Annotated in this window: 37 protein-coding genes; 9 read left to right on the top strand and 28 right to left on the bottom strand. The window is 45.9% G+C overall.

The genetic code is table 11. The features are described from left to right. Positions 1-6 precede the first annotated feature (6 nt). The 27 genes from rpsD to rpmE all read right to left on the bottom strand — a co-directional run bounded on the left by rpsD (position 7) and on the right by rpmE (position 12,920). Positions 7-627: a 30S ribosomal protein S4 gene (gene rpsD, locus R7Q48_RS16885; protein WP_005383146.1), complete on the bottom strand. Its 621-nt coding sequence runs from the start codon at positions 625-627 to the stop codon at positions 7-9. Between the two features lie 27 nt (positions 628-654). Next, the gene (rpsK, locus tag R7Q48_RS16880; RefSeq protein ID WP_001118870.1) at positions 655-1,044 is read right to left on the bottom strand and encodes a 30S ribosomal protein S11; all 390 of its coding nucleotides are present in this window, start codon (positions 1,042-1,044) and stop codon (positions 655-657) included. Positions 1,045-1,062: 18 nt separating this feature from the next. After that, entirely contained in the window at positions 1,063-1,419 is a 357-nt protein-coding gene (gene rpsM / locus R7Q48_RS16875) for a 30S ribosomal protein S13 (RefSeq protein ID WP_005383154.1), read from the bottom strand. A 149-nt stretch (positions 1,420-1,568) separates the two neighbouring features. Beyond that, entirely contained in the window at positions 1,569-1,682 is a 114-nt protein-coding gene (gene rpmJ / locus R7Q48_RS16870) for a 50S ribosomal protein L36 (RefSeq protein WP_000868186.1), read from the bottom strand. A 38-nt stretch (positions 1,683-1,720) separates the two neighbouring features. Further along, positions 1,721-3,055, bottom strand: a complete 1,335-nt coding sequence (secY, locus tag R7Q48_RS16865) for a preprotein translocase subunit SecY (RefSeq protein WP_005379562.1) — start codon at positions 3,053-3,055, stop codon at positions 1,721-1,723. Positions 3,056-3,075: 20 nt separating this feature from the next. Further along, entirely contained in the window at positions 3,076-3,510 is a 435-nt protein-coding gene (rplO, locus tag R7Q48_RS16860; protein WP_005383155.1) for a 50S ribosomal protein L15, read from the bottom strand. A 5-nt stretch (positions 3,511-3,515) separates the two neighbouring features. Further along, positions 3,516-3,692, bottom strand: coding sequence for a 50S ribosomal protein L30 (rpmD, locus tag R7Q48_RS16855; protein ID WP_005379565.1), 177 nt, complete (start codon positions 3,690-3,692; stop codon positions 3,516-3,518). Between the two features lie 7 nt (positions 3,693-3,699). Then, positions 3,700-4,203, bottom strand: coding sequence for a 30S ribosomal protein S5 (gene rpsE / locus R7Q48_RS16850; RefSeq protein ID WP_004745894.1), 504 nt, complete (start codon positions 4,201-4,203; stop codon positions 3,700-3,702). Between the two features lie 14 nt (positions 4,204-4,217). Next, the gene (rplR, locus tag R7Q48_RS16845) at positions 4,218-4,571 is read right to left on the bottom strand and encodes a 50S ribosomal protein L18 (RefSeq protein WP_005379568.1); all 354 of its coding nucleotides are present in this window, start codon (positions 4,569-4,571) and stop codon (positions 4,218-4,220) included. A 9-nt stretch (positions 4,572-4,580) separates the two neighbouring features. Next, a complete protein-coding gene (rplF, locus tag R7Q48_RS16840) occupies positions 4,581-5,114 on the bottom strand; it encodes a 50S ribosomal protein L6 (RefSeq protein ID WP_005379570.1) in 534 nt (177 codons plus the stop codon). Between the two features lie 13 nt (positions 5,115-5,127). After that, positions 5,128-5,520 (bottom strand): 30S ribosomal protein S8, encoded by a 393-nt coding sequence (gene rpsH / locus R7Q48_RS16835; protein ID WP_005379572.1) that lies wholly within the window; start codon positions 5,518-5,520, stop codon positions 5,128-5,130. Positions 5,521-5,549: 29 nt separating this feature from the next. Next, positions 5,550-5,855: a 30S ribosomal protein S14 gene (gene rpsN / locus R7Q48_RS16830; protein ID WP_004410442.1), complete on the bottom strand. Its 306-nt coding sequence runs from the start codon at positions 5,853-5,855 to the stop codon at positions 5,550-5,552. A gap of 17 nt (positions 5,856-5,872) precedes the next feature. Continuing rightward, on the bottom strand, positions 5,873-6,412 hold the full coding sequence (gene rplE, locus R7Q48_RS16825) for a 50S ribosomal protein L5 (RefSeq protein ID WP_005379573.1): 540 nt from the start codon (positions 6,410-6,412) through the stop codon (positions 5,873-5,875). Between the two features lie 23 nt (positions 6,413-6,435). Further along, positions 6,436-6,753: a 50S ribosomal protein L24 gene (rplX, locus tag R7Q48_RS16820; protein WP_005379574.1), complete on the bottom strand. Its 318-nt coding sequence runs from the start codon at positions 6,751-6,753 to the stop codon at positions 6,436-6,438. A 13-nt stretch (positions 6,754-6,766) separates the two neighbouring features. Next, positions 6,767-7,138, bottom strand: coding sequence for a 50S ribosomal protein L14 (rplN, locus tag R7Q48_RS16815; protein ID WP_004410450.1), 372 nt, complete (start codon positions 7,136-7,138; stop codon positions 6,767-6,769). A gap of 162 nt (positions 7,139-7,300) precedes the next feature. Next, complete coding sequence (rpsQ, locus tag R7Q48_RS16810; RefSeq protein ID WP_005379575.1) at positions 7,301-7,555, bottom strand: 30S ribosomal protein S17; 255 nt, start codon at positions 7,553-7,555, stop codon at positions 7,301-7,303. Beyond that, a complete protein-coding gene (rpmC, locus tag R7Q48_RS16805) occupies positions 7,555-7,746 on the bottom strand; it encodes a 50S ribosomal protein L29 (RefSeq protein ID WP_005379576.1) in 192 nt (63 codons plus the stop codon). The genes rpsQ and rpmC overlap by 1 nt, the downstream gene beginning before the upstream one ends. Beyond that, the gene (rplP, locus tag R7Q48_RS16800; protein ID WP_005379577.1) at positions 7,746-8,156 is read right to left on the bottom strand and encodes a 50S ribosomal protein L16; all 411 of its coding nucleotides are present in this window, start codon (positions 8,154-8,156) and stop codon (positions 7,746-7,748) included. Before rplP ends, rpmC begins: the two co-directional genes overlap by 1 nt. 11 nt (positions 8,157-8,167) lie before the next feature. Further along, on the bottom strand, positions 8,168-8,866 hold the full coding sequence (gene rpsC / locus R7Q48_RS16795) for a 30S ribosomal protein S3 (protein ID WP_005383161.1): 699 nt from the start codon (positions 8,864-8,866) through the stop codon (positions 8,168-8,170). An 18-nt stretch (positions 8,867-8,884) separates the two neighbouring features. Continuing rightward, entirely contained in the window at positions 8,885-9,217 is a 333-nt protein-coding gene (gene rplV, locus R7Q48_RS16790; protein ID WP_005383164.1) for a 50S ribosomal protein L22, read from the bottom strand. 10 nt (positions 9,218-9,227) lie between these two features. Then, positions 9,228-9,506 carry a 30S ribosomal protein S19 gene (rpsS, locus tag R7Q48_RS16785; protein WP_004394525.1) on the bottom strand — a complete coding sequence of 93 codons (279 nt, stop codon included), beginning with the start codon at positions 9,504-9,506 and terminating at the stop codon, positions 9,228-9,230. Between the two features lie 21 nt (positions 9,507-9,527). Continuing rightward, positions 9,528-10,352 (bottom strand): 50S ribosomal protein L2, encoded by an 825-nt coding sequence (rplB, locus tag R7Q48_RS16780; protein ID WP_005383168.1) that lies wholly within the window; start codon positions 10,350-10,352, stop codon positions 9,528-9,530. A gap of 15 nt (positions 10,353-10,367) precedes the next feature. Next, positions 10,368-10,670 carry a 50S ribosomal protein L23 gene (rplW, locus tag R7Q48_RS16775; RefSeq protein WP_004398471.1) on the bottom strand — a complete coding sequence of 101 codons (303 nt, stop codon included), beginning with the start codon at positions 10,668-10,670 and terminating at the stop codon, positions 10,368-10,370. Further along, positions 10,667-11,269, bottom strand: a complete 603-nt coding sequence (gene rplD / locus R7Q48_RS16770) for a 50S ribosomal protein L4 (RefSeq protein ID WP_005379556.1) — start codon at positions 11,267-11,269, stop codon at positions 10,667-10,669. Before rplD ends, rplW begins: the two co-directional genes overlap by 4 nt. Positions 11,270-11,286: 17 nt before the next feature. Beyond that, complete coding sequence (rplC, locus tag R7Q48_RS16765) at positions 11,287-11,916, bottom strand: 50S ribosomal protein L3 (protein WP_005379555.1); 630 nt, start codon at positions 11,914-11,916, stop codon at positions 11,287-11,289. Between the two features lie 14 nt (positions 11,917-11,930). Continuing rightward, positions 11,931-12,242 (bottom strand): 30S ribosomal protein S10, encoded by a 312-nt coding sequence (gene rpsJ / locus R7Q48_RS16760; protein ID WP_004410492.1) that lies wholly within the window; start codon positions 12,240-12,242, stop codon positions 11,931-11,933. 456 nt (positions 12,243-12,698) lie between these two features. Beyond that, positions 12,699-12,920, bottom strand: coding sequence for a 50S ribosomal protein L31 (rpmE, locus tag R7Q48_RS16755; RefSeq protein ID WP_005379546.1), 222 nt, complete (start codon positions 12,918-12,920; stop codon positions 12,699-12,701). A gap of 296 nt (positions 12,921-13,216) precedes the next feature. On the opposite strand from rpmE, the gene priA reads away from it, so the two are divergent. From priA to rraA, 7 genes are all read left to right on the top strand, one after another. After that, positions 13,217-15,421 carry a primosomal protein N' gene (gene priA, locus R7Q48_RS16750; RefSeq protein WP_053349704.1) on the top strand — a complete coding sequence of 735 codons (2,205 nt, stop codon included), beginning with the start codon at positions 13,217-13,219 and terminating at the stop codon, positions 15,419-15,421. Between the two features lie 303 nt (positions 15,422-15,724). Beyond that, positions 15,725-16,753 (top strand): DNA-binding transcriptional regulator CytR, encoded by a 1,029-nt coding sequence (gene cytR / locus R7Q48_RS16745; RefSeq protein ID WP_254901949.1) that lies wholly within the window; start codon positions 15,725-15,727, stop codon positions 16,751-16,753. Between the two features lie 225 nt (positions 16,754-16,978). After that, positions 16,979-17,527: a cell division protein FtsN gene (ftsN, locus tag R7Q48_RS16740; protein WP_017820300.1), complete on the top strand. Its 549-nt coding sequence runs from the start codon at positions 16,979-16,981 to the stop codon at positions 17,525-17,527. A 115-nt stretch (positions 17,528-17,642) separates the two neighbouring features. Further along, on the top strand, positions 17,643-18,194 hold the full coding sequence (gene hslV / locus R7Q48_RS16735; protein WP_005383176.1) for an ATP-dependent protease subunit HslV: 552 nt from the start codon (positions 17,643-17,645) through the stop codon (positions 18,192-18,194). A gap of 23 nt (positions 18,195-18,217) precedes the next feature. Next, the gene (gene hslU, locus R7Q48_RS16730) at positions 18,218-19,549 is read left to right on the top strand and encodes an HslU--HslV peptidase ATPase subunit (protein ID WP_256903154.1); all 1,332 of its coding nucleotides are present in this window, start codon (positions 18,218-18,220) and stop codon (positions 19,547-19,549) included. A gap of 291 nt (positions 19,550-19,840) precedes the next feature. After that, complete coding sequence (locus R7Q48_RS16725) at positions 19,841-20,758, top strand: 1,4-dihydroxy-2-naphthoate polyprenyltransferase (protein WP_005383178.1); 918 nt, start codon at positions 19,841-19,843, stop codon at positions 20,756-20,758. A 76-nt stretch (positions 20,759-20,834) separates the two neighbouring features. Further along, a complete protein-coding gene (gene rraA / locus R7Q48_RS16720) occupies positions 20,835-21,341 on the top strand; it encodes a ribonuclease E activity regulator RraA (protein WP_005379537.1) in 507 nt (168 codons plus the stop codon). Between the two features lie 135 nt (positions 21,342-21,476). On the opposite strand, the gene zapB is transcribed toward rraA, so the two are convergent. Continuing rightward, positions 21,477-21,719: a cell division protein ZapB gene (zapB, locus tag R7Q48_RS16715; protein ID WP_005379536.1), complete on the bottom strand. Its 243-nt coding sequence runs from the start codon at positions 21,717-21,719 to the stop codon at positions 21,477-21,479. Between the two features lie 348 nt (positions 21,720-22,067). Here zapB and glpX point away from each other — a divergent pair, with 348 nt between their 5' ends. Both glpX and R7Q48_RS16705 read left to right on the top strand, forming a co-directional pair. After that, a complete protein-coding gene (gene glpX / locus R7Q48_RS16710) occupies positions 22,068-23,075 on the top strand; it encodes a class II fructose-bisphosphatase (RefSeq protein ID WP_005383180.1) in 1,008 nt (335 codons plus the stop codon). A 550-nt stretch (positions 23,076-23,625) separates the two neighbouring features. Then, a complete protein-coding gene (locus R7Q48_RS16705; RefSeq protein ID WP_213877136.1) occupies positions 23,626-24,246 on the top strand; it encodes a helix-turn-helix transcriptional regulator in 621 nt (206 codons plus the stop codon). Positions 24,247-24,335 lie beyond the last annotated feature (89 nt).

The following is a 24,335-nucleotide window of genomic DNA, read 5'->3' as shown; positions in this document are numbered from 1 at the left end:
TAAACCTTACTTAGAGTAAAGCTCGACGATCAATTGTTCGTTGATGTCAGCTGATAGATCAGAACGCTCAGGCATACGCTTGAATGTACCTTCCATCTTGCCACCATCTACTTCAATCCAAGTTGGTTTTTCACGTTGTTCAGCAACTTCTAGAGCTGCTTTGATACGAGCTTGCTGTTTAGCTTTCTCGCGAATAGAAACAACGTCATTAGCCGCTACTTTGAAAGAAGGAACGTTTACAACTTTACCGTTTACTAGGATAGCTTTGTGGCTAACTAGCTGACGTGCTTCTGCGCGAGTTGCGCCAAAGCCCATGCGGTAAACTACGTTATCAAGACGACCTTCAAGAAGCTGAAGTAGGTTTTCACCAGTGTTGCCTTTTAGGCGAGCAGCTTCTTTGTAGTAGTTACGGAATTGTTTTTCTAGAACGCCGTACATACGACGTACTTTTTGCTTCTCACGAAGCTGAACGCCATACTCAGATAGACGACCGCGACGAGCGCCGTGTACACCTGGTGCGTTATCAATTTTACACTTGGTATCGATCGCGCGAACACCAGACTTAAGGAATAAGTCAGTGCCTTCACGACGGCTAAGCTTCAGCTTAGGACCCAAATATCTTGCCATGATTCTTCTCCAATTGTCCTAGAAACGTTATACGCGACGTTTCTTAGGTGGACGACAACCGTTATGAGGGATTGGTGTAGCATCAACGATGTTTGTGATGCGGAAACCAGCGGCGTTTAGTGCACGAACAGTAGATTCGCGACCTGGACCAGGACCCTTAACCATAACTTCCAAGTTCTTTAGGCCGTATTCTTTAGCCATTTCAGCACAACGCTCAGCAGCAACCTGTGCAGCGAACGGAGTAGACTTACGAGAACCACGGAAACCAGAACCACCTGCAGTAGCCCATGCAAGAGCGTTACCTTGACGGTCAGTAATGGTTACGATTGTGTTATTGAAAGAAGCATGGATGTGCGCAACGCCATCTGCAACTTGCTTGCGTACGCGCTTACGAGCGCGAGTTGGTTGTTTAGCCATTGTACTCTACCTTCCCGATTATTTCTTGATCGGCTTACGCGGACCCTTACGGGTGCGAGCGTTGGTTTTAGTACGCTGTCCACGTAGTGGTAGACTGCGACGATGACGAAGACCACGGTAACAGCCAAGGTCCATAAGACGCTTGATGTTCATAGATACTTCACGACGTAGATCACCTTCTACAGTGTACTTAGCTACACCATCACGCAGTTGATCGATCTGCTCTTCAGTTAGTTCACTGATCTTAACATTTTCAGCAATACCCACTTCAGCTAGGATAGCTTGAGAGCGAGTTTTACCGATGCCGTAGATCGCTGTTAGAGCGATTACTGCATGTTTCTGATCAGGAATGTTAATGCCTGCTATACGGGCCATTATTCACTCCTAAGTGTTTCTATAAAAGAATTAGCCGCAGCAAAGCCCGTTATGGATACGCTGCGGAATACTACTTCTTTTGCACGCAAAAGGTAGGCCGAGGAATATACTCGACCCAACCTTCATTTTCAAGTAAAAATTTCTGCTAATTAGCCTTGGCGCTGTTTGTGCTTTGGCTCACTGCAAATCACGCGAACGACACCGTTACGCTTGATTACTTTACAGTTACGGCAGATTTTTTTAACGGAAGCACGAACTTTCATTGCTAAACTCCGTAAATGAAACTGAGTCTACCGCCGGATTAACGGCCGTAGCCTTTCAGATTCGCTTTCTTCAACACAGAATCATACTGTTGAGACATCAGATGAGTCTGTACCTGTGCCATAAAGTCCATAATTACAACAACTACGATTAGTAGCGATGTACCGCCGAAGTAGAAACGTACGTTCCACGCGACCATCATGAACTCGGGAATCAGACAGATAAAGGTAATGTACAGTGCACCAGCAAGGGTTAAACGTGTCATTACTTTATCAATGTATTTCGCTGTCTGCTCACCTGGGCGGATACCGGGTACGAATGCACCAGACTTCTTCAAGTTATCTGCTGTTTCACGCGGGTTGAAAACCAACGCCGTGTAGAAGAAACAGAAGAAGATAATTGCTGCTGCATAAAGCATTACATACAACGGTTGACCTGGGCTAAGAGCCAAAGACACGTCAGTTAACCAACCGAACGCGCTGCTCTCACCGTTTTGACCAAACCACTGAGCCAATGTTCCTGGGAACAAGATAATACTTGATGCAAAAATCGCTGGAATTACACCTGCCATGTTAATTTTAAGAGGCAAATGCGAGCTTTGCGCAGCAAATACTTTACGACCTTGTTGACGTTTCGCATAGTTAACGACGATTCGGCGTTGACCACGTTCCATGAAAACAACGAAGTAAATTACTGCAAAAGCTAATACCGCGATTAGCAACAGAAGAAGTACATGCAATTCACCTTGACGCGCTTGCTCGATTGTTTGACCGATTGCAGAAGGCAATCCAGCAACAATACCTGCAAAAATCAGTATCGAAATACCGTTACCAATTCCGCGCTCTGTAATTTGTTCACCTAACCACATCAAGAACATGGTACCGGTTACTAAACTTACGGTAGCAATTAGCGTAAACATGGTTTGGTTGATAACAACCAGATTGTCGACCATGTTTGGTAGGCCAGTTGCAATACCTATAGCTTGGAAGGTTGCAAGTACAAGCGTGCCGTAGCGTGTGTATTGGCTTATCTTACGACGGCCTGCTTCACCCTCTTTTTTGAGTTCAGCTAACGCTGGATGAACTACAGTTAGCAATTGGACAACAATAGATGCCGAAATATACGGCATGATGCCCAATGCTAATATAGATGCACGCTCAAGAGCACCACCGGAGAACATGTTAAACATTTCAACGATGGTACCTTTTTGCTGTTCGAACAAATCGGCAAGTACAGCAGCGTCAATACCAGGAATCGGCACAAAAGAGCCGGCTCGGAATACTAAAAGTGCACCAATTACGAATAACAAGCGCGACTTTAGTTCACTTAAGCCGCTCTGAGCACTACGAAAATCTTGTCCTGGTTTCTTAGCCATCTGTACCTCGTTCCTCGAGATTATTCCTCGATTTTACCGCCTGCAGCTTCGATTGCAGCTTTAGCGCCTTTAGTCACACGTAGACCTTTAACAGTCACTGCTTTGTTGATTTCACCAGAAAGAACAACTTTTACAAACTCGATGTTCTTAGTGATGATGTTAGCAGCTTTAAGACTGTTTAGATCAACTACGTCACCAGAAACTTTCGCTAGCTCAGCTAGACGAACTTCAGCAGACACTAGGCTCTTACGAGAAGTGAAACCGAATTTTGGTAGACGTTGTTTCAGAGGCATCTGACCGCCTTCGAAACCTGGACGAACACTGCCGCCAGAACGTGATTTTTGACCTTTGTGACCACGGCCACCAGTTTTACCTAGGCCTGAACCGATACCACGACCTACTCGCTTCGCAGAAGTTTTCGCGCCAGCAGCCGGTGCTAGAGTATTCAAACGCATTCTGATTACTCCTCAACTTTAACCATGTAGTAAACCTTGTTGATCATACCGCGAATACACGGAGTATCTTCAAGTTCTACTGTGTGGTTGATTTTACGAAGACCTAGACCGCGCAAAGTAGCTTTGTGCTTTGGCAGACGACCAATTGAGCTTTTAGTTTGAGTTACTTTAATAGTTGCCATGGTGTTCTTACTCCGAAATAGATTCAACAGTTAGACCACGTTTAGCAGCAACCATTTCTGGTGACTTCATGCTACCTAGTGCATCGATCGTTGCACGAACGATGTTGATAGGGTTCGTAGAACCGTACGCTTTAGATAGTACGTTGTGTACACCAGCAACTTCTAGTACTGCACGCATCGCACCACCTGCGATAACACCAGTACCTTCTGCAGCAGGCTGCATGTAAACTTTAGAGCCCGAATGGCGACCTTTCACTGGGTGGTGAAGAGTGCCTTCGTTTAGAGCGATCGTAGTCATGTTACGACGCGCTTTTTCCATTGCTTTTTGAATCGCTGCAGGTACTTCACGAGCTTTGCCGTAACCGAAACCTACACGACCGTTACCGTCACCAACTACTGTTAGTGCAGTGAAGCTCATGATTCGACCACCTTTAACCGTTTTAGAAACACGGTTAACTGCGATTAGCTTTTCTTGCAAATCATTCGCTTGAACTTGTTGTTCTTTAGCCATCTTCCAACCCTACCTTAGAATTTCAGACCAGCTTCGCGAGCAGATTCTGCTAGCGCCGCTACTCGACCGTGGTATTGGAAACCAGAACGATCAAATGCAACTGCAGTTACGCCCTTCTCTAGAGCGCGCTCAGCAATAGCTTTACCCACTGCTTTAGCTGCATCAACGTTACCAGTGTATTTCACTTGCTCACGGATCGCTTTTTCTACAGTAGAAGCTGCTGCGATAACCTCAGAGCCGTTAGCCGCGATAACCTGTGCGTACACGTGACGAGGAGTACGGTGTACAACTAGGCGAGTCGCACCCAGTTCTGCAATCTTACGACGTGCACGTGTAGCACGACGGATGCGAGATGCTTTCTTATCCATAGTGTTACCTTACTTCTTCTTAGCTTCTTTAGTACGCACATTTTCATCTGCGTAACGAACACCTTTGCCTTTGTATGGCTCAGGCTCACGGTAAGAACGAATGTCAGCCGCAACTTGACCAACTAGTTGCTTGTCAGCACCAGTGATCACGATTTCAGTTTGGCTTGGACATTCAGCTTTAATACCCGCTGGCAACTCGTGCTCAACTGGGTGTGAGAAGCCTAGTGTTAGACCTACAGCGTTGCCTTTGATAGCAGCACGGTAACCTACACCTTTAAGAGTTAGCTTCTTAGTAAAGCCTTCAGTAACACCAACAACCATGTTGTTAACTAGAGCGCGAGCAGTACCTGCTTGAGCCCATGCGTTAGCAACACCTTCTTTAGGACCGAAAGTCAGGTTATTTTCTTCCTGAGCGATTACAACTGCGTTGTTAAGAACGCGAGTTAGTTCGCCTTTCGCACCTTTTACAGTGATTTCTTGGCCGTTTAGTTTCACCTCTACGCCAGCTGGAATAGCGACAGGTGCTTTTGCAACACGAGACATAGTCTACTCCTTATTAAGCTACGTAAGCGATGATTTCACCACCAAGACCTGCTTTACGTGCAGCGCGGTCTGACATAAGACCCTTGGAAGTAGAAACGATAGCAATACCAAGACCACCCATTACAGAAGGAAGTTCATCTTTCTTCTTGTAAACACGTAGACCTGGACGAGAAACACGTTTAAGTTGCTCGATTACTGGTTTAGCTTGGAAGTACTTAAGTGTAACTTCTAGCTCAGGTTTTGCTTCGCCTTCAACAGCGAAGTCAACGATGTAACCTTCAGCTTTTAGTAGTGCAGCAATTGCAACTTTAAGCTTTGAAGAAGGCATTTTTACAGCAACTTTGTTTGCTGCCTGACCGTTACGAACACGGGTCAGCATATCCGAAATCGGATCTTGCATGCTCATATGATTTACTCCAAATGATTAAGTGGCAATTACCAGCTAGCCTTACGAAGACCCGGAATCTCGCCTTTCATGCAAGCTTCACGAACCTTAATACGGCTTAGACCGAACTTACGTAGGTAACCGTGTGGACGACCAGTTTGGTTGCAACGGTTGCGCTGACGTGATGCACTTGAATCACGTGGAAGAGATTGCAGTGTAAGAACCGCGTTCCAACGATCTTCTTCAGATGCGTTTACATCGCTGATGATAGCTTTTAGCGCTGCACGCTTTTCAGCGAACTTAGCTACTAGCTTCGCACGTTTTGCTTCACGTGCTTTCATTGAATTTTTAGCCATAACAGTAACCCTTCACCTTACTTACGGAATGGGAAGTTAAAGGCAGCCAGCAGAGCACGGCCTTCCTCATCAGTACCAGCAGACGTCGTAATAGTGATGTCTAGACCGCGTACTCGATCAACTTTATCAAAGTCGATTTCCGGGAAGATGATTTGCTCGCGAACGCCCATGCTGTAGTTACCGCGACCGTCAAAAGACTTAGCGCTAACACCACGGAAGTCACGTACACGTGGAAGAGCGATGTTAATTAAACGCTCAAGAAAATCCCACATACGTTCGCCACGCAAGGTTACTTTACAACCGATAGGGTAGCCTTCACGGATTTTGAAACCTGCAACAGATTTGCGCGCTTTTGTGATAAGTGGCTTTTGACCAGAGATCGTTGCCATATCAGACGCTGCATTTTCTAGCAGTTTCTTATCGTTGATTGCTTCACCAACACCCATGTTTAGGGTGATTTTCTCGATTCTAGGGACTTGCATGACGCTTGTGTAACCGAACTGTTTGGTCAGTTCAGCGACTACAGACGACTTGTAGTAATCATGCAGTTTCGCCATAGTAGAACTCCAAATTACTTCTATTAGTTAGAAACGGTTTCGCCGTTAGACTTGAAGAAACGAACTTTTTTGCCGTCTTCAAAACGGAAACCGATACGGTCAGCTTTACCAGTAGCTGCGTTAAAGATAGCCACGTTAGAAACGTCGATAGCTGCTTCTTGCTCTACGATACCGCCTTGGATACCCATAGCTGGAACAGGTTTCTGATGTTTCTTAACTAGGTTGATACCTTCAACGATAACTTTACCAGTTGCTAGAACCTTAGTTACTTTACCTTTCTTGCCTTTGTCTTTACCAGCAAGAACGATTACTTCGTCATTACGACGGATTTTAGCTGCCATTTCTACGTGCTCCTTACAGAACTTCTGGAGCCAGTGAAACGATCTTCATGAACTTATCGCCACGAAGTTCGCGTGTCACAGGACCAAAGATACGTGTACCGATTGGTTGCTCAGTATTGTCGTTTAGCAATACGCAAGCATTTCGGTCGAAGCGAATGACAGAACCGTCAGGACGACGTACGCCTTTACGGGTGCGCACTACCACCGCCTTCAGAACATCACCTTTTTTAACTTTACCGCGAGGGATTGCTTCCTTCACAGTAACTTTGATGACGTCACCGATATGTGCATAACGGCGGTGAGAGCCACCCAGAACCTTAATACACATTACGCTGCGTGCGCCTGAGTTATCAGCTGCGTCCAGCATACTTTGCATTTGGATCATGTTAGTGCTCCGCTAAATATTAATAACTAGACCCATCACGGGTCGGGCTGCCTCTTTAAAAGGGACGCGAATTGTACCACCCTTTTTTGTGATTGGGTAGTCAAAAAATAAACGGCTCCAAAAATATTTTGGAGCCGCTTTAGTTTCATAGAATTAACGAGATTAAATCTTCGCCTTTTCTAGAACTTTTACCAAAGTCCAAGACTTAGTCTTAGACAGTGGACGACACTCTGCGATTTCAACTGTGTCGCCTAGGCCACACTCGTTGTTCTCGTCATGTGCGTGTACTTTAGTCGTACGTTTTACGTATTTACCGTAGATTGGGTGTTTTACGAAACGTTCGATAGCAACAGTGATAGACTTGTCCATCTTGTCGCTAACAACACGACCTTGTTGAGTACGTTTTACTTCGCTCATTATGCGCCTGCCTTCTCAGTCAAAACAGTTTTCACACGTGCGATATCACGGCGTACAGCTTTCAGAGTATGAGTTTGCTGTAGTTGACCAGTCGCAGCTTGCATGCGCAAGTTGAACTGTTCGCGTAGCAAATTCATTAGCTCAGCGTTAAGCTCTTCAACGCTTTTCTCGCGTAGATCTTGTGCTTTCATCACATCACCTGCTTAGTTACAAATGTAGTTTTGAAAGGCAGTTTACGTGCCGCAAGACGGAACGCTTCACGTGCCAATTCTTCAGGTACACCACCCATTTCGTACATAACCTTACCAGGTTGGATTTGGGCTACCCAGTACTCAACGTTACCTTTACCCTTACCTTGACGAACTTCAAGTGGTTTTTCTGTGATTGGTTTGTCTGGGAACACACGGATCCAGATTTTACCTTGACGCTTAACGTGACGTGTCATTGCACGACGTGCCGCTTCGATTTGACGAGCAGTTAGACGACCACGGCCAACAGCTTTAAGACCGAATTCGCCGAAGCTTACATCAGTACCTTTAGCTAGACCACGGTTACGACCAGTCTGAACCTTACGGAACTTAGTACGTTTAGGTTGTAGCATCTGTCGACTCCTTACTTACGGCCTTTACGCTGCTTCTTAGGCTTGTCGCCTTTAGGCTCTACAGCGTTAGCTGCTGGCATACCACCTAGGATTTCACCTTTGAAGATCCAAGTTTTAATGCCGATCACACCGTATTGAGTGTGAGCCGAAGAAGTTGCGTAATCAATGTCAGCACGTAGAGTGTGTAGAGGCACACGGCCTTCACGGTACCACTCTGAACGTGCGATTTCAGCGCCGCCTAGACGACCGCTTACTTCCACTTTGATACCTTTAGCGCCTAGGCGCATTGCGTTTTGTACTGCGCGCTTCATAGCACGACGGAACATAACACGACGCTCTAGCTGAGACGCGATGCTGTCACCAACAAGTTGCGCATCTAGTTCAGGCTTACGTACTTCAGCGATGTTAATTTGCGCTGGTACACCTGCAATTTTAGCTACAGCTGCGCGTAGCTTCTCAACGTCTTCACCTTTCTTACCGATAACAACGCCTGGACGAGCAGTGTGAATAGTCACACGGATGCTCTTAGCAGGACGCTCGATAACGATACGTGATAGAGACGCTTTTTTCAGTTCACTTGTAAGGAACTGACGTACCTTGAAGTCGCCGTCTAGGTTGTCAGCGAAATCTTTGGTGTTAGCAAACCATGTAGCATTCCAAGGCTTAACGATGCCTAGACGAATACCATTTGGATGTACTTTTTGACCCATTGCTTACTCTCCTAGTCTCTAGCGATCTGCTACAACAACAGTGATGTGGCTTGAACGCTTCAAGATACGATCCGCACGACCTTTAGCACGAGGCATAATACGCTTCATGGTTGGGCCTTCATCTACAAAGATTTTTGCGACATTCAGATCGTCAATATCTGCACCTTCGTTGTGCTCCGCGTTAGCGATAGCAGACTCTAGAACTTTCTTAACTAGTGCAGCAGCTTTTTTGTTGCTGAACGTTAGGATTTCTAGAGCTTGGTCAACAGATTTACCACGGATTAGATCCGCAACTAAGCGAGCTTTCTGAGGCGAAATGCGAGCAAAGTTATGTTTAGCAATTGCTTCCATTATCTACTCCTTAGCGCTTCTTAGCTTTCTTATCCGCAGCGTGACCGCGGTAAGTGCGTGTTGGTGCGAATTCACCCAGTTTGTGACCGATCATTTCATCAGTTACAAATACTGGTACGTGCTGACGACCATTATGGACAGCGATGGTCAAACCGATCATCGTAGGGATGATCATTGAACGACGGGACCAAGTCTTAATAGGCTTTTTGTCTCCGCTTTCCACCGCTTTCTCTACCTTCTTCAGCAAGTGTAGGTCAATAAAAGGACCTTTCTTGAGAGAACGTGGCATGGCGATTCCTCTTTATATAGATTACTTGTTACGACGACGTACGATGTACTTGTCAGTGCGTTTGTTCTTACGAGTCTTGAAGCCTTTAGTAGGCATACCCCAAGGAGATACTGGGTGACGACCACCAGAAGTACGGCCTTCACCACCACCATGTGGGTGGTCAATCGGGTTCATTACAACACCACGAACCGTTGGACGGATACCGCGATGACGTGATGCACCTGCTTTACCAAGTTCACGTAGCATGTGCTCAGAGTTACCAACTTCACCGATTGTTGCACGGCCTTCAGAAAGAACTTTGCGCATCTCGCCAGAACGTAGACGGATAGTTACGTACGCACCGTCGCGAGCAACGATTTGAGCGTAAGCACCAGCCGAACGAGCTAGCTGACCACCTTTACCAGGCTTAAGTTCAACGTTATGTACTGTTGAACCTACTGGGATATTACGCATTGGTAGAGTGTTACCAGCTTTGATTGGTGCATCAACACCAGACTGAATAACATCACCAGCTACAACACCTTTAGGTGCTAGGATGTAGCGACGCTCACCGTCTTTGTAAAGAACTAGAGCAATGTTTGCGCTACGGTTTGGATCGTATTCAAGACGCTCAACTGTCGCTGGAATACCATCTTTAGTACGTTTGAAGTCAACTACACGGTAGTGGTGCTTGTGACCACCGCCGATGTGACGTACTGTGATACGACCCTTGTTGTTACGACCACCGTTCTTAGAGTTTTTCTCTAGAAGAGGTGCGTATGGCTTGCCCTTGTGTAGGTCAGCGTTAACAACTTTAACAACGTGACGACGACCAGGGGAAGTCGGCTTACATTTAACAATAGCCATTTTTAACTACTCCTGTTATTCCGCGCCGCCAACGAAGTCAAGATCTTGACCTTCTTTCAAAGTAACGTACGCTTTCTTAACGTCGCTGCGGCGACCTTGGCGTAGACCTTGACGTTTGGTCTTACCCTTAGTGATAAGAGTATTTACAGACTTAACTTCAACTTCAAATAGCTTTTCTACAGCTGCTTTGATCTCTTTTTTAGTCGCATCTTTAGCTACTTTGAAAACGATAGTGTTCGCTTTCTCAGCTGCCATAGTTGCTTTTTCAGAGATGTGCGGTGCACGTAGAACTTTTAGGATACGCTCTTCAGTGATCATGCTAGCATTTCCTCTACTTGCTTAACTGCTTCTGCAGTCATTACAACTTTGTCAAACGCGATTAGAGATACTGGATCGATACCAGCAACATCACGTGCGTCAACTTTGTATAGGTTACGAGCAGCTAGGAATAGATTCTCATCTACTTCGCTAGTCACGATTAGAGCGTCAGTTAGCTCAAGCTCTTTAAGCTTAGCAACTAGCTCTTTAGTCTTTGGTGCTTCAACTGAGAAGTTATCAACAACGATTAGACGCTCTTGACGAACAAGCTCAGAAAGAATGCTCTTCATAGCACCACGGTACATTTTTTTGTTTACTTTTTGGCTGTGATCTTGTGGTTTCGCAGCAAAAGTAACACCACCTGTACGCCAGATTGGGCTACGGATTGTACCAGCACGCGCACGGCCAGTACCTTTTTGACGCCATGGCTTAGCGCCACCGCCAGAAACTTCTGAACGTGTTTTTTGAGCACGAGTACCTTGACGAGCACCTGCTGCGTACGCAACAACTACTTGGTGTACAAGAGCTTCGTTAAACTCACGTCCGAAAGTAGTTTCGGAAACAGTTAGTGCATCGGCACCTTTAACCATTAGTTCCATTACTTACTCCTGAGACGTTATGCTTTAACAGCTGGTTTAACGATCACGTTGCCGCCAGTTGCGCCTGGGACTGCACCTTTAATAAGAAGCAGGTTGCGCTCAGCGTCAACACGTACGATCTCTAGGTTTTGAGTCGTTACACGCTCAGCACCCATGTGACCTGCCATTTTCTTGCCTTTAAATACGCGACCTGGAGTCTGACATTGACCGATAGAACCAGGAGCACGGTGAGACAATGAGTTACCGTGAGTCATATCTTGAGTACGGAAGTTCCAACGCTTAACAGCGCCTTGGAAACCTTTACCCTTAGATGTACCAGTAACGTCTACTTTCTTAGTTTCGTTGAATAGTTCAACAGTTAGTTCTGAACCAACTTCGAACTCTTCGCCGTTTTCTAAACGGAATTCCCAAAGACCGCGACCAGCTTCAACGCCAGCTTTAGCAAAGTGACCTGCTTCAGCTTTGTTTACACGGTTAGCTTTCTTAGAACCAGCTGTAACCTGGATTGCTGCGTAGCCGTCAGTTTCAAGAGTTTTCACTTGAGAAACACGGTTAGCTTCAACCTCAACAACTGTTACTGGGATAGAAACGCCTTCTTCAGTAAATACGCGGGTCATGCCCACTTTACGACCGATTAGACCAATCATACTTCTAATCTCCCTTAACCTAGGCTAATTTGAACGTCAACGCCCGCAGCAAGGTCTAGACGCATTAGAGCATCAACAGTCTTGTCTGTTGGCTCAACGATGTCGATTAGACGCTTGTGAGTACGGATTTCGTACTGGTCACGTGCTTTCTTGTTAACGTGTGGAGAGATAAGAACTGTGAAACGCTCTTTACGAGTTGGCAGTGGGATTGGACCACGAACCTGTGCGCCAGTGCGCTTAGCTGTTTCAACGATTTCCGCTGTAGAAGCATCGATTAGTTTGTAATCGAAAGCTTTTAGGCGGATACGGATACGTTGGTTCTGCATGAGACAGAGCTCCAAATTTAATAAATTACACAAACAATATCGCCACTCAAACTCGTCAAGACGAGAGAATGCCGATTGATTTATGTGAAACCGTAGCATCCAAGATTAGGACGCATTGTCAGTTAATTTTCGATTAACTATCCCTATATACCAAAGTCACCTTTGAGGATAGTTTTTCCGAAGAAAAGATAGCTAATTGTATTAACCGCGAACATAAGCTGAGTATACATTACCTCGCAAATCCTTAGATTTGCTCGCTCCTCACTGCTCATTGGTTCACAACTGGCTTAACCAGTGCGCTGCATTATACAGATCACACTTTAGGTTGCAAGCGCTGAGTGAAAAATAATCGGGAATATTCCAAACCCTATACGTTCCTCTTCGCTTGGTAGCCATTAAAACAAAAAGGACGCCGAAGCGTCCTTTTCTAAACTGTAATCGTAATAGCGGCTGCTATTATTTCTTACCGCTTGATAGTGCACCGAAACGCTTGTTGAAGCGATCAACACGGCCGCCTGTATCAACGATACGTTGCTTACCAGTGTAGAATGGGTGACACTTGTCACATACGTCTAGGTGGATAGACTCTTTACCTAGAGTAGAGTTGAACTCAAAAGAGTTGCCGCAAGAACAAGTCGCTTTTACTGCTTTGTATTCTGGGTGGATACCAGCTTTCATGGGATAACCTCAATAGTAGGCCGTGTCGCTATACGAATCTAAGCCGCACACCACACGCAATTAATAATAAAATGGGATACCGCATCAACTAATTGCCGAAGCCATATCTCAAGGCGCGATATAGTAAAGAATCACATTGCTCGGATCAACACATTTGGCAACTTTTTCGCCACTTTTTTAGCCAGACTAATCATAGAGGCACGATTCACGCTGAATCGCATTGCTTTACTCGAATTTCCATACCGATTTTAATAGACTCTCATTTCCTTTCCCTCTTTTTTAATAGCTAAGAATTTATGCGTCCAACCATTGCTAGAGTGGCATTACCCGTTCCGCTCGACAAACAATTTGATTACGCCATTCCGGGGCACCTGTTTCCGATCATTGGTGGACGTGTTTCCGTACCTTTTGGACGCCAAACGTTAGTTGGCATCGTCACCGCGATGGTTAATCACTCGGACTTTCCCAAAGATCAACTCAAGCCAATCAAAGCAGTTCTTGATTCTCAGCCGATATGGTCTGAAAAGCTTTATTCGTTGCTGACTTGGTGCAGCCAGTTCTACCAATACCCACTTGGAGATACGCTACACAATGCGATGCCAGCAGCTCTACGTAAAGGAAAGCCTGCAGATTTTGCGACGCTACAAGAGTGGCAAATTACCGAATCCGGTAAAGACAAGCTGATGCAAGGGCTTGATCGTCGAGCGGTCAAACAACAGAAGGTCTTGCAAATGTTGGTTAACGGCGCTTTGCCTCACCAGGAATTTGTCGACCAAGAGATAGCCTCAACAGTACTAAAGTCTTTAGAAGAGAAAGGCTGGATTGAACGTATCGAGAAGAAGCCTGTAATCACCCAGTGGGGACAGCACGTTGAATGCGACGTCGAAAAGCCAAAGCTCAACCACGAACAAGCGCTGGCTATTGCGAGTGTAAATAGCCAAACAGGTTTTGCCTCCTATTTATTAGAAGGCGTCACGGGCTCAGGTAAGACAGAAGTGTACCTCAACCTTATCAAGCCAGTTTTAGAGCAAGGGAAACAAGCCTTGGTTTTAGTACCAGAGATTGGCTTAACGCCCCAAACCATCAACCGCTTTAAACGCCGTTTTAATGTGCCAGTTGACGTCATCCACTCCGGGTTAAACGAGACGGAGCGTCTGAATGCGTGGCTTTCTGCACGCGACAAAGCGGCCGGAATCATTATCGGCACACGCTCTGCCCTACTCGCGCCTTTTGCTGATCTCGGGATTATCATTGTGGACGAGGAACATGACACCTCTTACAAACAGCAAGATAGCTTGCGTTATCATGCACGCGATGTTGCTGTAATGCGCGCTCATAAAGAACAAGTTCCGATTGTTCTGGGCTCAGCCACACCTGCACTGGAGACATTGCACAATGCCTTGTCAGGCAAATATCACCATTTAACACTAACCCAACGAGCTGGCTCTGCCGTGCCAACCACTAATAAAGTGTTAGATGTAAAAGGTCAGTATTTAGAAAGTGGCTTATCTGCCCAACTGATTGCCGAGATGCGCAAGCATTTAAAAGCTGGCAATCAAGTAATGTTGTTTCTTAACCGCCGAGGCTTTTCGCCCGCTTTGATGTGCCATGAATGCGGTTGGATTGCAGAATGTAAACGCTGTGATGCGTACTACACGTTCCACCATTACAGCAACGAAATACGCTGCCATCACTGCGGCTCACAACAACCGGTAATTCATCAGTGTCAGGGGTGTGGTTCAACTCAACTGGTTACCGTCGGCGTAGGAACGGAACAACTCGAACAACAATTGGCTCAGTTATTTCCAGAATACAACGCCATTCGCATCGACAGAGACAGCACACGCCGCAAAGGTAGTTTGGAAGATGCCCTTGAATCGATTCGTAAAGGTGAACATCAAATTCTGATTGGCACCCAAATGCTGGCTAAGGGGCACCATTTTCCAAATGTAACGCTCGTTGCTCTTTTGGATGTTGATGGCTCTCTCTATAGTAGTGACTTCCGCGCTTCCGAGCGACTAGCGCAGTTGTTTATTCAAGTCGCAGGTCGTGCCGGCCGCGCAAGTAAACCTGGCGAGGTTATCCTACAAACCCACCATCCTGAGCACAGCTTGCTGCAGGCCCTACTTCAAAAAGACTATCGCCACTTTGCTATGACTGCTCTGGAAGAACGCAAACTGGCTCAGCTTCCGCCTTATAGTTTCTTGACTCTGTTTAAAGCAGAGGCGAACCAAAGTGAGGTAGTTGAAGACTTCCTGCGTCAGGTTCGCTTTACGTTAGAGTCACACCCTCTGTTCGATGATTCCTGCATGGTGTTAGGCCCTACTCCTTCACCTTTGGCCAAGCGGGCTGGTAAATACCGTTGGCAACTATTACTGCAAACTCAGCATCGTTCATTGATGCAAAAGTTATTAACCAGTGCCAAACCTGCTATTGAGTTGTTGCCAAATGCTAAGAAAGTGCGCTGGAATTTAGACATAGAACCACAAGATCTCAGCTAGCAAACGTTTAACTATGTAATGAATTACCATTTAATGTGACCAGAATCACACCAAGATTACAATTTTTGTTAAACAGACCGTAACTTTCACTTTAGAAATGAATAGACTATCCAAATTAGAAAAGTCTAAAGTGACTTGTTTGCACAGGCTTAGATTAAAACAATGACTATTCCCACAAATTGATATCGCGGTGAAGAATCCATTTTCCCACTCGTTAACACGAACTGAGCGAAGAGCAAACACAGCTCTAACTCGGTTTGATTACTCTGATTTCAAACCGGAATAACGTCATCTTGGCAAAAAATAAATGAGAGGTTAAAAACTATGGCGACAATGAAGGATGTTGCCCAGCTTGCGGGAGTGTCTACGGCTACGGTATCTCGAGCCTTAATGAATCCAGAGAAAGTCTCTTCTTCTACAAGAAAGAGAGTAGAAGATGCCGTACTTGAAGCGGGTTATTCTCCAAACTCATTAGCACGTAACTTACGTAGAAACGAATCAAAAACCATTGTTACTATCGTTCCCGACATCTGTGATCCTTATTTTTCTGAAATTATTCGCGGTATTGAAGATGCAGCCATGGAACATGGCTATCTAGTCCTGTTGGGTGATAGCGGACAACAGAAGAAACGCGAAAGCTCTTTCGTTAACCTCGTATTTACTAAGCAGGCAGATGGAATGCTACTGCTTGGTACAGATCTACCATTCGATGTCAGTAAGCCAGAGCAAAAGAACTTACCTCCGATGGTAATGGCGTGTGAATTTGCGCCAGAGCTCGAGCTTCCGACAGTACATATTGATAACCTGACCTCAGCATTTGAAGCGGTGAATTACCTGACTCAATTAGGTCATAAACGCATTGCTCAAATCTCTGGACCAGACACAGCAATATTGTGTCAGTTCCGCCAGCAAGGCTACCAACAAGCCCTGCGCCGTGCCGGCATCAATAAAGATCCACAATATAGTGTCATTACTGAGTTCTCTTTTGATGGCGGAGCAAAAGCCGTTCGTAAACTGCTCGAATTGCCAGAACCACCAACGGCTATTTTCTGTCACTGTGACACAATGGCCATCGGCGCAATTCAAGAAGCGAAAAAGCTTGGCTTACGAGTACCGCAAGATCTCTCTGTTGTGGGCTTTGATGACATTAACTTCGCTCAGTACTGCGATCCACCGTTGACCACCATCTCTCAACCTCGCTATGAGATTGGTCGACAAGCGATGCTAATGATGCTCGAGATGTTAAAAGGCCACGACGTGCATTCAGGCTCGCGTCTGCTTGAAACTAATCTCGTCATTCGTGGAAGTGCAGCGCCACCACAGCGCCCTTAACCTAAAGATTAGGTATTCATCCCCAAAGCGGTGCTAAGGCGCCGCTTTTTTATTTACCCCTCCTGCTTTTTGTGTATCCCTGAATAAATGTAAGCGAGAACGGAAACACACTCCTACACTCGGGCGTTGTCGCGCTTTAGCTATCAAGATTCTATCAATAGGGTGTTTTCTCAACTCGTTCTGGATTAACATATTTGCAAGAATCCTTGATGACCAGAAATAACCGTGGCAAATAGAGATTATGTAAGACGGGGGCGAGGCGCCCCAAAAAAGTCGACAAAAAAACAGCCGCCGAGAAGAAAAAAACCTTGGCGCAGTGGCCTGCTCGCTATCTTGCTCGTGGGCGGTTTTGGCTATGGTCTTTACCTTTTGAGTAGCGACCCAGAACCTAAACAACCAGTTGTGAAGCAGCCAACAACCACTGTAAGCAAACCAAAGCCGAAAAAAGACTTGCCGCCACCACCAGAAGAAAAATGGGAATATGTTGAGTCACTACCGAAACGTGAAGTTGAAGTTGTGGCCAAAGAAATTGAAGTTTCTAAAATTCCTTACATCATGCAGTGTGGCGCGTACAAAACTCAGGCACAAGCCGAAGAGCGCAAGCTTGCAATCGCGTTCCAAGGGATGTCGAGCAAGATTCGTAAGAAAGAAGGCAGTTCATGGTATCGCGTGGTGCTAGGTCCGTATAAGTTCAAACGTGATGCAGAACGTGACCGTCATAAACTGCAACGCGCGAAAATCGAGCCGTGTGCGATTTGGAAAGAAAATCTTTAAACTCAGGCCCTAGGAGCTAAGATCCTAGGGCCTTTCTTTTTGCCCCCTTGAATCCCCATTTCTCCTCCCCCATATACTGAATTAAATCCAAAGAGAAATAATCAAGAGGTCGACTGTGACTACCATTGTATCTGTACGTCGAAATAATAAAGTCGTCATCGCGGGTGATGGCCAAGTATCTCTAGGCAATACCGTAATGAAAGGTAATGCGCGCAAAGTTCGCCGCCTATACAACAACCAAGTACTAGCGGGCTTTGCCGGCGGTACTGCGGATGCCTTCACCCTTTTTGAGCGCTTCGAAAGCAAACTGCAAATGCACCAAGGTCACCTAACCAAAGCGGCAGTTGAGCTAGCCAAAGACTGGCGTAGCGATCGTGCTTTGCGCAAGCTCGAAGCCTTACTTGCCGTTGCCGACGAAACCGCATCGTTAATCATTACCGGTAATGGTGATGTCGTACAGCCAGAACACGACCTGATTGCGATTGGCTCTGGTGGTGCTTACGCACAAGCTGCCGCAACCGCCCTACTAGAAAACACAGATCTAGATGCTCGTGAGATCGCGGAAAAAGCTCTCAATATCGCGGGTGATATTTGTGTCTTCACTAACCATCACCACACGGTAGAAGAGCTAGACTCAACAGTAGAGCCTGAAAAACCAACCGCGTAATCGTAACGAAGTAAGGAAAGAATATGTCTGAAATGACGCCTCGCGAAATCGTTCATGAATTGAACCGCCACATTATCGGTCAAGAAAAAGCCAAGCGTTCGGTTGCGATTGCACTTCGTAACCGCTGGCGCCGCATGCAGCTTGAAGAAAGCTTGCGTGCCGAAGTGACGCCAAAAAACATCTTGATGATTGGCCCTACTGGTGTTGGTAAGACTGAAATCGCACGACGCCTCGCAAAACTGGCAAATGCCCCTTTCATCAAAGTTGAAGCGACAAAATTCACCGAAGTGGGTTACGTTGGTAAAGAAGTTGAAACCATCATCCGTGACCTAACCGATGTCGCTGTGAAAATGACGCATCAACAAGCGATGGAGAAAGTGAAATTCCGCGCAGAAGAGCAAGCGGAAGAACGCATTCTTGATGCGCTACTGCCACCAGCACGTGATAGCTGGGGTCAAGCAGAGCAAACGGAAGAGTCTTCTCACACTCGCCAGATCTTCCGTAAGAAACTGCGTGAAGGCCAACTAGACGATAAAGAAATTGAAATCGACGTAGCCGCACCACAAATGGGCGTAGAGATCATGGCGCCTCCTGGTATGGAAGAGATGACTAACCAGCTGCAAGGCATGTTCCAAAACCTGGCAGGCGACACTAAGAAAAAACGTAAGCTGAAAATCAAAGACGCAATGAAAGCGTTAGCGGAAGAAGAAGCGGCGAAACTGGTTAACCAAGAAGAGCTGAAAGAAGCAGCGATTTTCAACGTTGAAAACAACGGCATCGTATTTATCGATGAGATCGACAAGATCTGTAAACGCGGCGAGAGCTCAGGCCCAGACGTTTCACGCGAAGGTGTTCAGCGCGACCTACTTCCATTGATTGAAGGCAGCACGGTATCAACCAAGCACGGCATGGTAAAAACAGACCATATTCTGTTTGTTGCATCTGGTGCATTCCAAGTGGCAAAACCATCTGACTTGATCCCAGAATTGCAAGGCCGTCTACCAATTCGTGTTGAGCTAGAAGCACTAGGCAGCAACGACTTCAAACGCATTCTGACAGAACCAAAAGCCTCTCTAACAGAGCAGTACGTTGCGTTGATGAAAACGGAAGATGTGGACATCGAATTCACAGAAGACGGCATCACGCAAATCGCGGAAGCGGCATGGACGGTCAACGAAAGCACAGAAAACATCGGTGCTCGTCGCTTACACACCGTAATGGAACGCTTGATGGATGAAATCTCTTACGACGCAGCGGAGCAATCTGGCGCTAAATTCGTTATTGATTCCGCTTACGTGAAAGCGCGCCTAGGCGACACAATTGAAGATGAAGATCTAAGCCGCTTTATTCTTTAACCGCAATCTATCCCACCAAAGCCCAGAACCTTGTTTCTGGGCTTTTTGTATAGAATGACGACCACTGTGACAACACCTAAATCAAAAGATCTCGTCATTCTAGCGAGCTTAAGCGAGACTAAGAATCTGCTAACAGCAAACGCCTATTCTTTCTCTCTCACCGTAACACTTCACAATCGGATGATCGATTCTGAATCGCCCTTTGACTTCTAGTTGAGTTGTTTTAGGTCAATAGCGTATCTGCCTCTTTGTGCTTATACTGGGCACATTGGTTACTAGCACGAAATTTCCATGAAACAATCTCTACAGATCTGGCTTGAAGCCGCTCGTCCAAAAACATTACCTCTGGCATTGGTCTCTATCTTAACAGGTAGCGTGCTCGCGTACTCGGCGGGTCATTTCTCACTGACGATTGCCATCATGGCTTTCGTAACCGCGACATTGCTGCAAATTCTGTCCAACCTGGCAAACGACTATGGCGATGCCGTTCAAGGTACAGATAACGACAAACGCCTCGGCCCATTACGAGCGATGCAGTCAGGCGCGGTAAGTGCTAAACAGATGAAACAAGCGATTATCTTTAACATCGTTCTGACCGCCATTTCAGGCTTGGTGTTGGTTTTCTATTCACTAAGTTCACTGGAAAGCATTGTCACATTTATCGGGCTGGGAATTCTGGCCATTCTCGCCGCCATTGCTTATACCATGGGTAGCAAACCATACGGTTACGTGGGGCTTGGCGATATATCAGTGTTCTTGTTTTTTGGTCTACTCGGTGTATCCGGTACCTACTTCTTGCATACTGGTCACGTAGACACCACGCTATTCTTACCTGCTTTAGGCTGCGGTTTACTCGCCGTTGCAGTACTCAACATCAACAATATGCGTGATATAGAGAACGACCGAGAGTGTGGTAAACGCACGGTGGCGGTACGCTTAGGTCAACGTAAAGCCAAACAGTACCACTTTATTTTACTTGGTGGTGCTATCCTTGCCTTTGCAGCTTACTTGTTAATTCAAGACAAACCCGTTTGGATTAGCTTGCCATTTTTACTTAGTATTTATTTCGTGGCCGATCATGGTAAAGCAGTTTGGCATACACAAAAGCCCGCTCAGATAGCACCCATGATGCCAGTCATCGTGAAATGTTCTCTAGTCACCAACGTTTTGTTTGCAACAATTGTGGTAGCTCAAACTCTAGTAAGTTAAAAAAGGATTGTCATTGCATTGACTTAATGCCTAGATATACTCAAAGACAACCAATTTCTGTTTAGAAAGGTACGCTATGGAATACAATACCTCAGCACTCTGTGATATCTACCTCGATCAGGTAGATGTGGTTGAACCAATGTTCAGTAACTTTGGCGGTCGCGCTTCATTTGCCGGGCAAATCACCACCATCAAGTGTTTTGAAGATAATTCGTTGATCCGCGAGACATTAGAGCAAGATGGACTTGGTCGCGTTTTGTTAATTGACGGTGGCGGTTCCCTACGTAAAGCCCTTATCGATGCAGAAATCGCAACCATTGCGGAAGAAAACGAGTGGGAAGGCATTGTCGTTTACGGTTGTGTTCGTGAAGTCGATGAACTTGAAGATATGAATTTAGGCATTCAAGCCCTCGCTTCTATTCCTGTTGGAGCGACCAGCCAGGGTATTGGTGAATTGGATGTACCAGTCAACTTTGGCGGAGTCAGCTTCTTACCTGAAGATTATATTTATGCTGATAGCACCGGAATTATCCTGTCGCCTGAACCATTGAATATTGATTTAGAGTTGGATGAAGAAGCATAACGAGTCTTAGGCGCCTAAGTTATAGGGTCTTCTCTTGGCTCTTAGCGCCTAGCCTTGTCTTAACATTTTCTACTTCCCTAAAACACAAACACCCGCTTAACGCGGGTGTTTTTAATTTGGAATGAAGAAGCCGAATTATTCCACTTCGTCCATTTTGCCAAGTAGTGCACGAATGCGCTCTTGCCATTGTGCGTGCTCTTGCTGTGCTTGTTGTGCTTTTTGCTCTAGCTCTTCACGTTGAGAGCGAAGCTCGTTCGCTTCTTCCGCAAGTTTAGCTTTATCTTCTTTCAGCTCTTCGACTTCCATCTGAAGAAGAGTGATTGTGTCAACTGCAGTTTGAATTTTAGATTCTAGTTGTTCTAGTACTTCAAAAGACATCTTGGCCTACCTATGTTATTCCGTTGGGACGATGTGCGAGATTGATGCACACCTAACCTATATAAGGTTCATTCTACTCAGCGTCGCGATGAGAAACACTCACTATATTCGATATTTTGCATCATTCGGTCAAAAAATCAGCGCAATCTCACTAAACGCTGACTTTTCTTGTCGCCGAAGCATTTTTGAGCAAGGATTTTGCGTCTCGCTACGCTGAAAATCGCCCTAAGTATTGATCAAATTCAAGTTAGATAAAGTAAAAGCCTCGCAAAAAGGCAAACGTTTACTCGACCTTGTGATAGAATCGCCGCGCAAATTCTTCTTCCCTCTTGCTTACTTGGAGACATCATGAAACGCGATTTAGCAATGGCATTTTCCCGTGTGACTGAAGGTGCAGCTCTGGCTGGTTACAAATGGCTTGGCCGTGGCGATAAAAACGCAGCCGATGGCGCAGCTGTTGAAGTTATGCGCACGCTACTGAACAAAACAGATATCAGTGGTGAAATTGTCATTGGTGAGGGTGAAATCGATGATGCGCCAATGCTGTACATTGGTGAGCAAGTGGGTATTGGTGGTGATGAAGTAGATATTGCAGTCGACCCGATTGAAGGAACGCGTATGACGGCAATGGGACAATCGAACGCACTAGCCGTACTTGCCGCAGGTGAGAAAGGCAGCTTTCTTAAAGCGCCAGATATGTACATGGAAAAACTGGTTGTTGGCCCTGGTGCAAAAGGCGTAATTGACTTAGAAAAGCCGTTAAAAGAAAACCTAGAGAACGTAGCAAAGGCCCTGAACAAGCCACTTGATACCCTAGTCGTTATTACCCTTGCGAAACCTCGCCACGATGACGTTATTGCAGAAATGCAAGCAATGGGCGTACGTGTTTTTGCGGTGCCTGATGGTGACGTGGCTGCCTCTATTCTAACTTGTATGCCAGACAGTGAAGTGGACATGATGTACTGTATTGGCGGTGCGCCAGAAGGGGTTGTATCAGCAGCGGTAATTCGAGCGCTAGACGGTGACATGCACGGTCGCCTGCTTCCTCGTCATGAGGTAAAAGGCGATACTGAAGAAAACCGCATTTACGGTGCAGATGAACTAAAACGCTGCGATGAAATGGGCGTAAAAGCGAATGTTGTCCTCAAAATGGAAGACATGGCTCGTAGCGACAATGTGGTATTTTCAGCTACAGGCATCACTAAAGGTGACTTGCTGGAAGGTATCTCTCGTCAAGGCAATATAGCGACCACAGAAACGCTGCTCGTGCGCGGTCGATGCCGAACTATTCGCCGCATCAAATCGACTCACTACTTAGATCGTAAAGATCCAGAAGTACGCGATATTATTCTTTAAGCATTTCTCGAGGCTCTCGCTCAGTCTGAGCTTGAGCCTTTCTTTCCGCACAACCGGGCAATAGATTCTGAATCACCTCGTTCCTCGTTGTTCAGAATGACGGTGACTTTAATACGCTCTAAATCGAAAGAACTCGTCATTCTAGCGAGCCCCAGCGAGACTAAGAATCTAGTAGTAACAAGCTCCTATTCTTTCCTGAACACCTCAACCACTACTCAACCGGACGATAGATTCTGAATCACCTCGTTCCTCGCTGTTCAGAATGACGGCTACCATAGCAAGCTCTAAATCGAAAAAACTCGTCATTCTAGCGAGCTCCAGCGAGACTAAGAATCTGGTAACAGCAAACTCCGCTTCTTTCCCGCTCAACTTAGCCACTGCACAGCCGGACAGTAGATTCTGAATCACCTCGTCCCTCGCTGTTCAGAATGACGACATATATTGGCTCATATGAACATAGCCCCTACAAATCCACACTCAAATTAAGTCAACACTTTTCTTTACTAACCCTATCGCGCATAATATGTACTGACGTATAAATGGTGGGTATATGAAGACCGTAGATAGGATATTGCAAATCGTTAAGCGTGATGGCTCCGTCACTGCAAAACAACTCTCTTCTGAGCTAGGTATGACAACCATGGGGGCTCGTCAGCACCTGCAAAGTTTAGAAGATGATGGCATTCTTTCTATCCATGACGTAAAAGTAAAAGTTGGTCGCCCTGCTCGTCATTGGTCTCTCACTCAAAAAGGTCATGAGCAATTTGCTGACCGTCACGGTGAGTTGACCATTCAGTTTATAGAAGCTGTCGAACATATCTTTGGCAAAGATGGACTGGACAAAGTCACATCGGAAAGAGAAAAACTCACGTTACAAAGTTATCGTCAGCATCTTGAGCAATGCGACTCTCTGCAAAGCAAACTAGAAACACTTGTCACATTAAGAGAGCAAGAAGGCTATATGGCCGAGCTCGAGAAAGATGAGAACGGATTTATCTTGATCGAAAATCACTGTCCGATTTGTAAAGCCGCAACTCGCTGCCCAAGCTTGTGCCAATCAGAATTGAGTGTCTTTCAGTCTTTACTTGGACGTGACACCAAAGTAGAGCGTACCGAACACATCATTAGCGGCCAAAGACGCTGCGTTTACCGCATCCAACAACTGCAGTAACCACCACAACCAAACATCGACATGCCGCACTTATTCAATCTAAAGCTTGAAAGCTTCTCTTATAAGTGAGACGGCTAAAGAATTCATCC

The organism is Vibrio sp. 378 (assembly GCF_033339435.1).
Note: the sequence above shows the minus strand (reverse complement) of the source record. Positions and strands in the feature narration are given on the sequence as shown.

Excerpts from the sequence above, each read along its gene's own strand:
- rpsJ (WP_004410492.1), bottom strand. The coding sequence starts at position 12,242 with ATGCAGAACCAACGTATCCGTATCCGCCTAAAAGCTTTCGATTACAAA.
- rpsQ (WP_005379575.1), bottom strand. The coding sequence starts at position 7,555 with ATGAGCGAAGTAAAACGTACTCAACAAGGTCGTGTTGTTAGCGACAAG.
- rplR (WP_005379568.1), bottom strand. The coding sequence starts at position 4,571 with ATGGATAAGAAAGCATCTCGCATCCGTCGTGCTACACGTGCACGTCGT.
- rplP (WP_005379577.1), bottom strand. The coding sequence starts at position 8,156 with ATGCTACAACCTAAACGTACTAAGTTCCGTAAGGTTCAGACTGGTCGT.
- glpX (WP_005383180.1), top strand. The coding sequence starts at position 22,068 with ATGAAACGCGATTTAGCAATGGCATTTTCCCGTGTGACTGAAGGTGCA.
- rpsD (WP_005383146.1), bottom strand. The coding sequence starts at position 627 with ATGGCAAGATATTTGGGTCCTAAGCTGAAGCTTAGCCGTCGTGAAGGC.
- priA (WP_053349704.1), top strand. The coding sequence starts at position 13,217 with ATGCGTCCAACCATTGCTAGAGTGGCATTACCCGTTCCGCTCGACAAA.
- zapB (WP_005379536.1), bottom strand. The coding sequence starts at position 21,719 with ATGTCTTTTGAAGTACTAGAACAACTAGAATCTAAAATTCAAACTGCA.
- rraA (WP_005379537.1), top strand. The coding sequence starts at position 20,835 with ATGGAATACAATACCTCAGCACTCTGTGATATCTACCTCGATCAGGTA.
- R7Q48_RS16705 (WP_213877136.1), top strand. The coding sequence starts at position 23,626 with ATGAAGACCGTAGATAGGATATTGCAAATCGTTAAGCGTGATGGCTCC.
- rplW (WP_004398471.1), bottom strand. The coding sequence starts at position 10,670 with ATGATCACTGAAGAGCGTATCCTAAAAGTTCTACGTGCACCGCACATC.
- rpsH (WP_005379572.1), bottom strand. The coding sequence starts at position 5,520 with ATGAGCATGCAAGATCCGATTTCGGATATGCTGACCCGTGTTCGTAAC.
- rplX (WP_005379574.1), bottom strand. The coding sequence starts at position 6,753 with ATGGCAGCTAAAATCCGTCGTAATGACGAAGTAATCGTTCTTGCTGGT.
- rpmE (WP_005379546.1), bottom strand. The coding sequence starts at position 12,920 with ATGAAAGCTGGTATCCACCCAGAATACAAAGCAGTAAAAGCGACTTGT.
- secY (WP_005379562.1), bottom strand. The coding sequence starts at position 3,055 with ATGGCTAAGAAACCAGGACAAGATTTTCGTAGTGCTCAGAGCGGCTTA.
- rplN (WP_004410450.1), bottom strand. The coding sequence starts at position 7,138 with ATGATCCAAATGCAAAGTATGCTGGACGCAGCTGATAACTCAGGCGCA.
- rplC (WP_005379555.1), bottom strand. The coding sequence starts at position 11,916 with ATGATTGGTCTAATCGGTCGTAAAGTGGGCATGACCCGCGTATTTACT.
- rplE (WP_005379573.1), bottom strand. The coding sequence starts at position 6,412 with ATGGCGAAACTGCATGATTACTACAAGTCGTCTGTAGTCGCTGAACTG.
- rplF (WP_005379570.1), bottom strand. The coding sequence starts at position 5,114 with ATGTCTCGTGTTGCAAAAGCACCTGTCGCTATTCCAGCTGGCGTAGAG.
- rplD (WP_005379556.1), bottom strand. The coding sequence starts at position 11,269 with ATGGAACTAATGGTTAAAGGTGCCGATGCACTAACTGTTTCCGAAACT.
- hslU (WP_256903154.1), top strand. The coding sequence starts at position 18,218 with ATGTCTGAAATGACGCCTCGCGAAATCGTTCATGAATTGAACCGCCAC.
- rpsS (WP_004394525.1), bottom strand. The coding sequence starts at position 9,506 with ATGCCACGTTCTCTCAAGAAAGGTCCTTTTATTGACCTACACTTGCTG.
- R7Q48_RS16725 (WP_005383178.1), top strand. The coding sequence starts at position 19,841 with ATGAAACAATCTCTACAGATCTGGCTTGAAGCCGCTCGTCCAAAAACA.
- rpsE (WP_004745894.1), bottom strand. The coding sequence starts at position 4,203 with ATGGCTAAAGAACAACAAGTTCAAGCGAATGATTTGCAAGAAAAGCTA.
- rpsK (WP_001118870.1), bottom strand. The coding sequence starts at position 1,044 with ATGGCTAAACAACCAACTCGCGCTCGTAAGCGCGTACGCAAGCAAGTT.
- rpmD (WP_005379565.1), bottom strand. The coding sequence starts at position 3,692 with ATGGCAACTATTAAAGTAACTCAAACTAAAAGCTCAATTGGTCGTCTG.
- rplO (WP_005383155.1), bottom strand. The coding sequence starts at position 3,510 with ATGCGTTTGAATACTCTAGCACCGGCTGCTGGCGCGAAAACTTCTGCG.
- rpsN (WP_004410442.1), bottom strand. The coding sequence starts at position 5,855 with ATGGCTAAAAATTCAATGAAAGCACGTGAAGCAAAACGTGCGAAGCTA.
- rplV (WP_005383164.1), bottom strand. The coding sequence starts at position 9,217 with ATGGAAGCAATTGCTAAACATAACTTTGCTCGCATTTCGCCTCAGAAA.
- rplB (WP_005383168.1), bottom strand. The coding sequence starts at position 10,352 with ATGGCTATTGTTAAATGTAAGCCGACTTCCCCTGGTCGTCGTCACGTT.
- rpsC (WP_005383161.1), bottom strand. The coding sequence starts at position 8,866 with ATGGGTCAAAAAGTACATCCAAATGGTATTCGTCTAGGCATCGTTAAG.
- rpmC (WP_005379576.1), bottom strand. The coding sequence starts at position 7,746 with ATGAAAGCACAAGATCTACGCGAGAAAAGCGTTGAAGAGCTTAACGCT.
- rpmJ (WP_000868186.1), bottom strand. The coding sequence starts at position 1,682 with ATGAAAGTTCGTGCTTCCGTTAAAAAAATCTGCCGTAACTGTAAAGTA.
- rpsM (WP_005383154.1), bottom strand. The coding sequence starts at position 1,419 with ATGGCCCGTATAGCAGGCATTAACATTCCTGATCAGAAACATGCAGTA.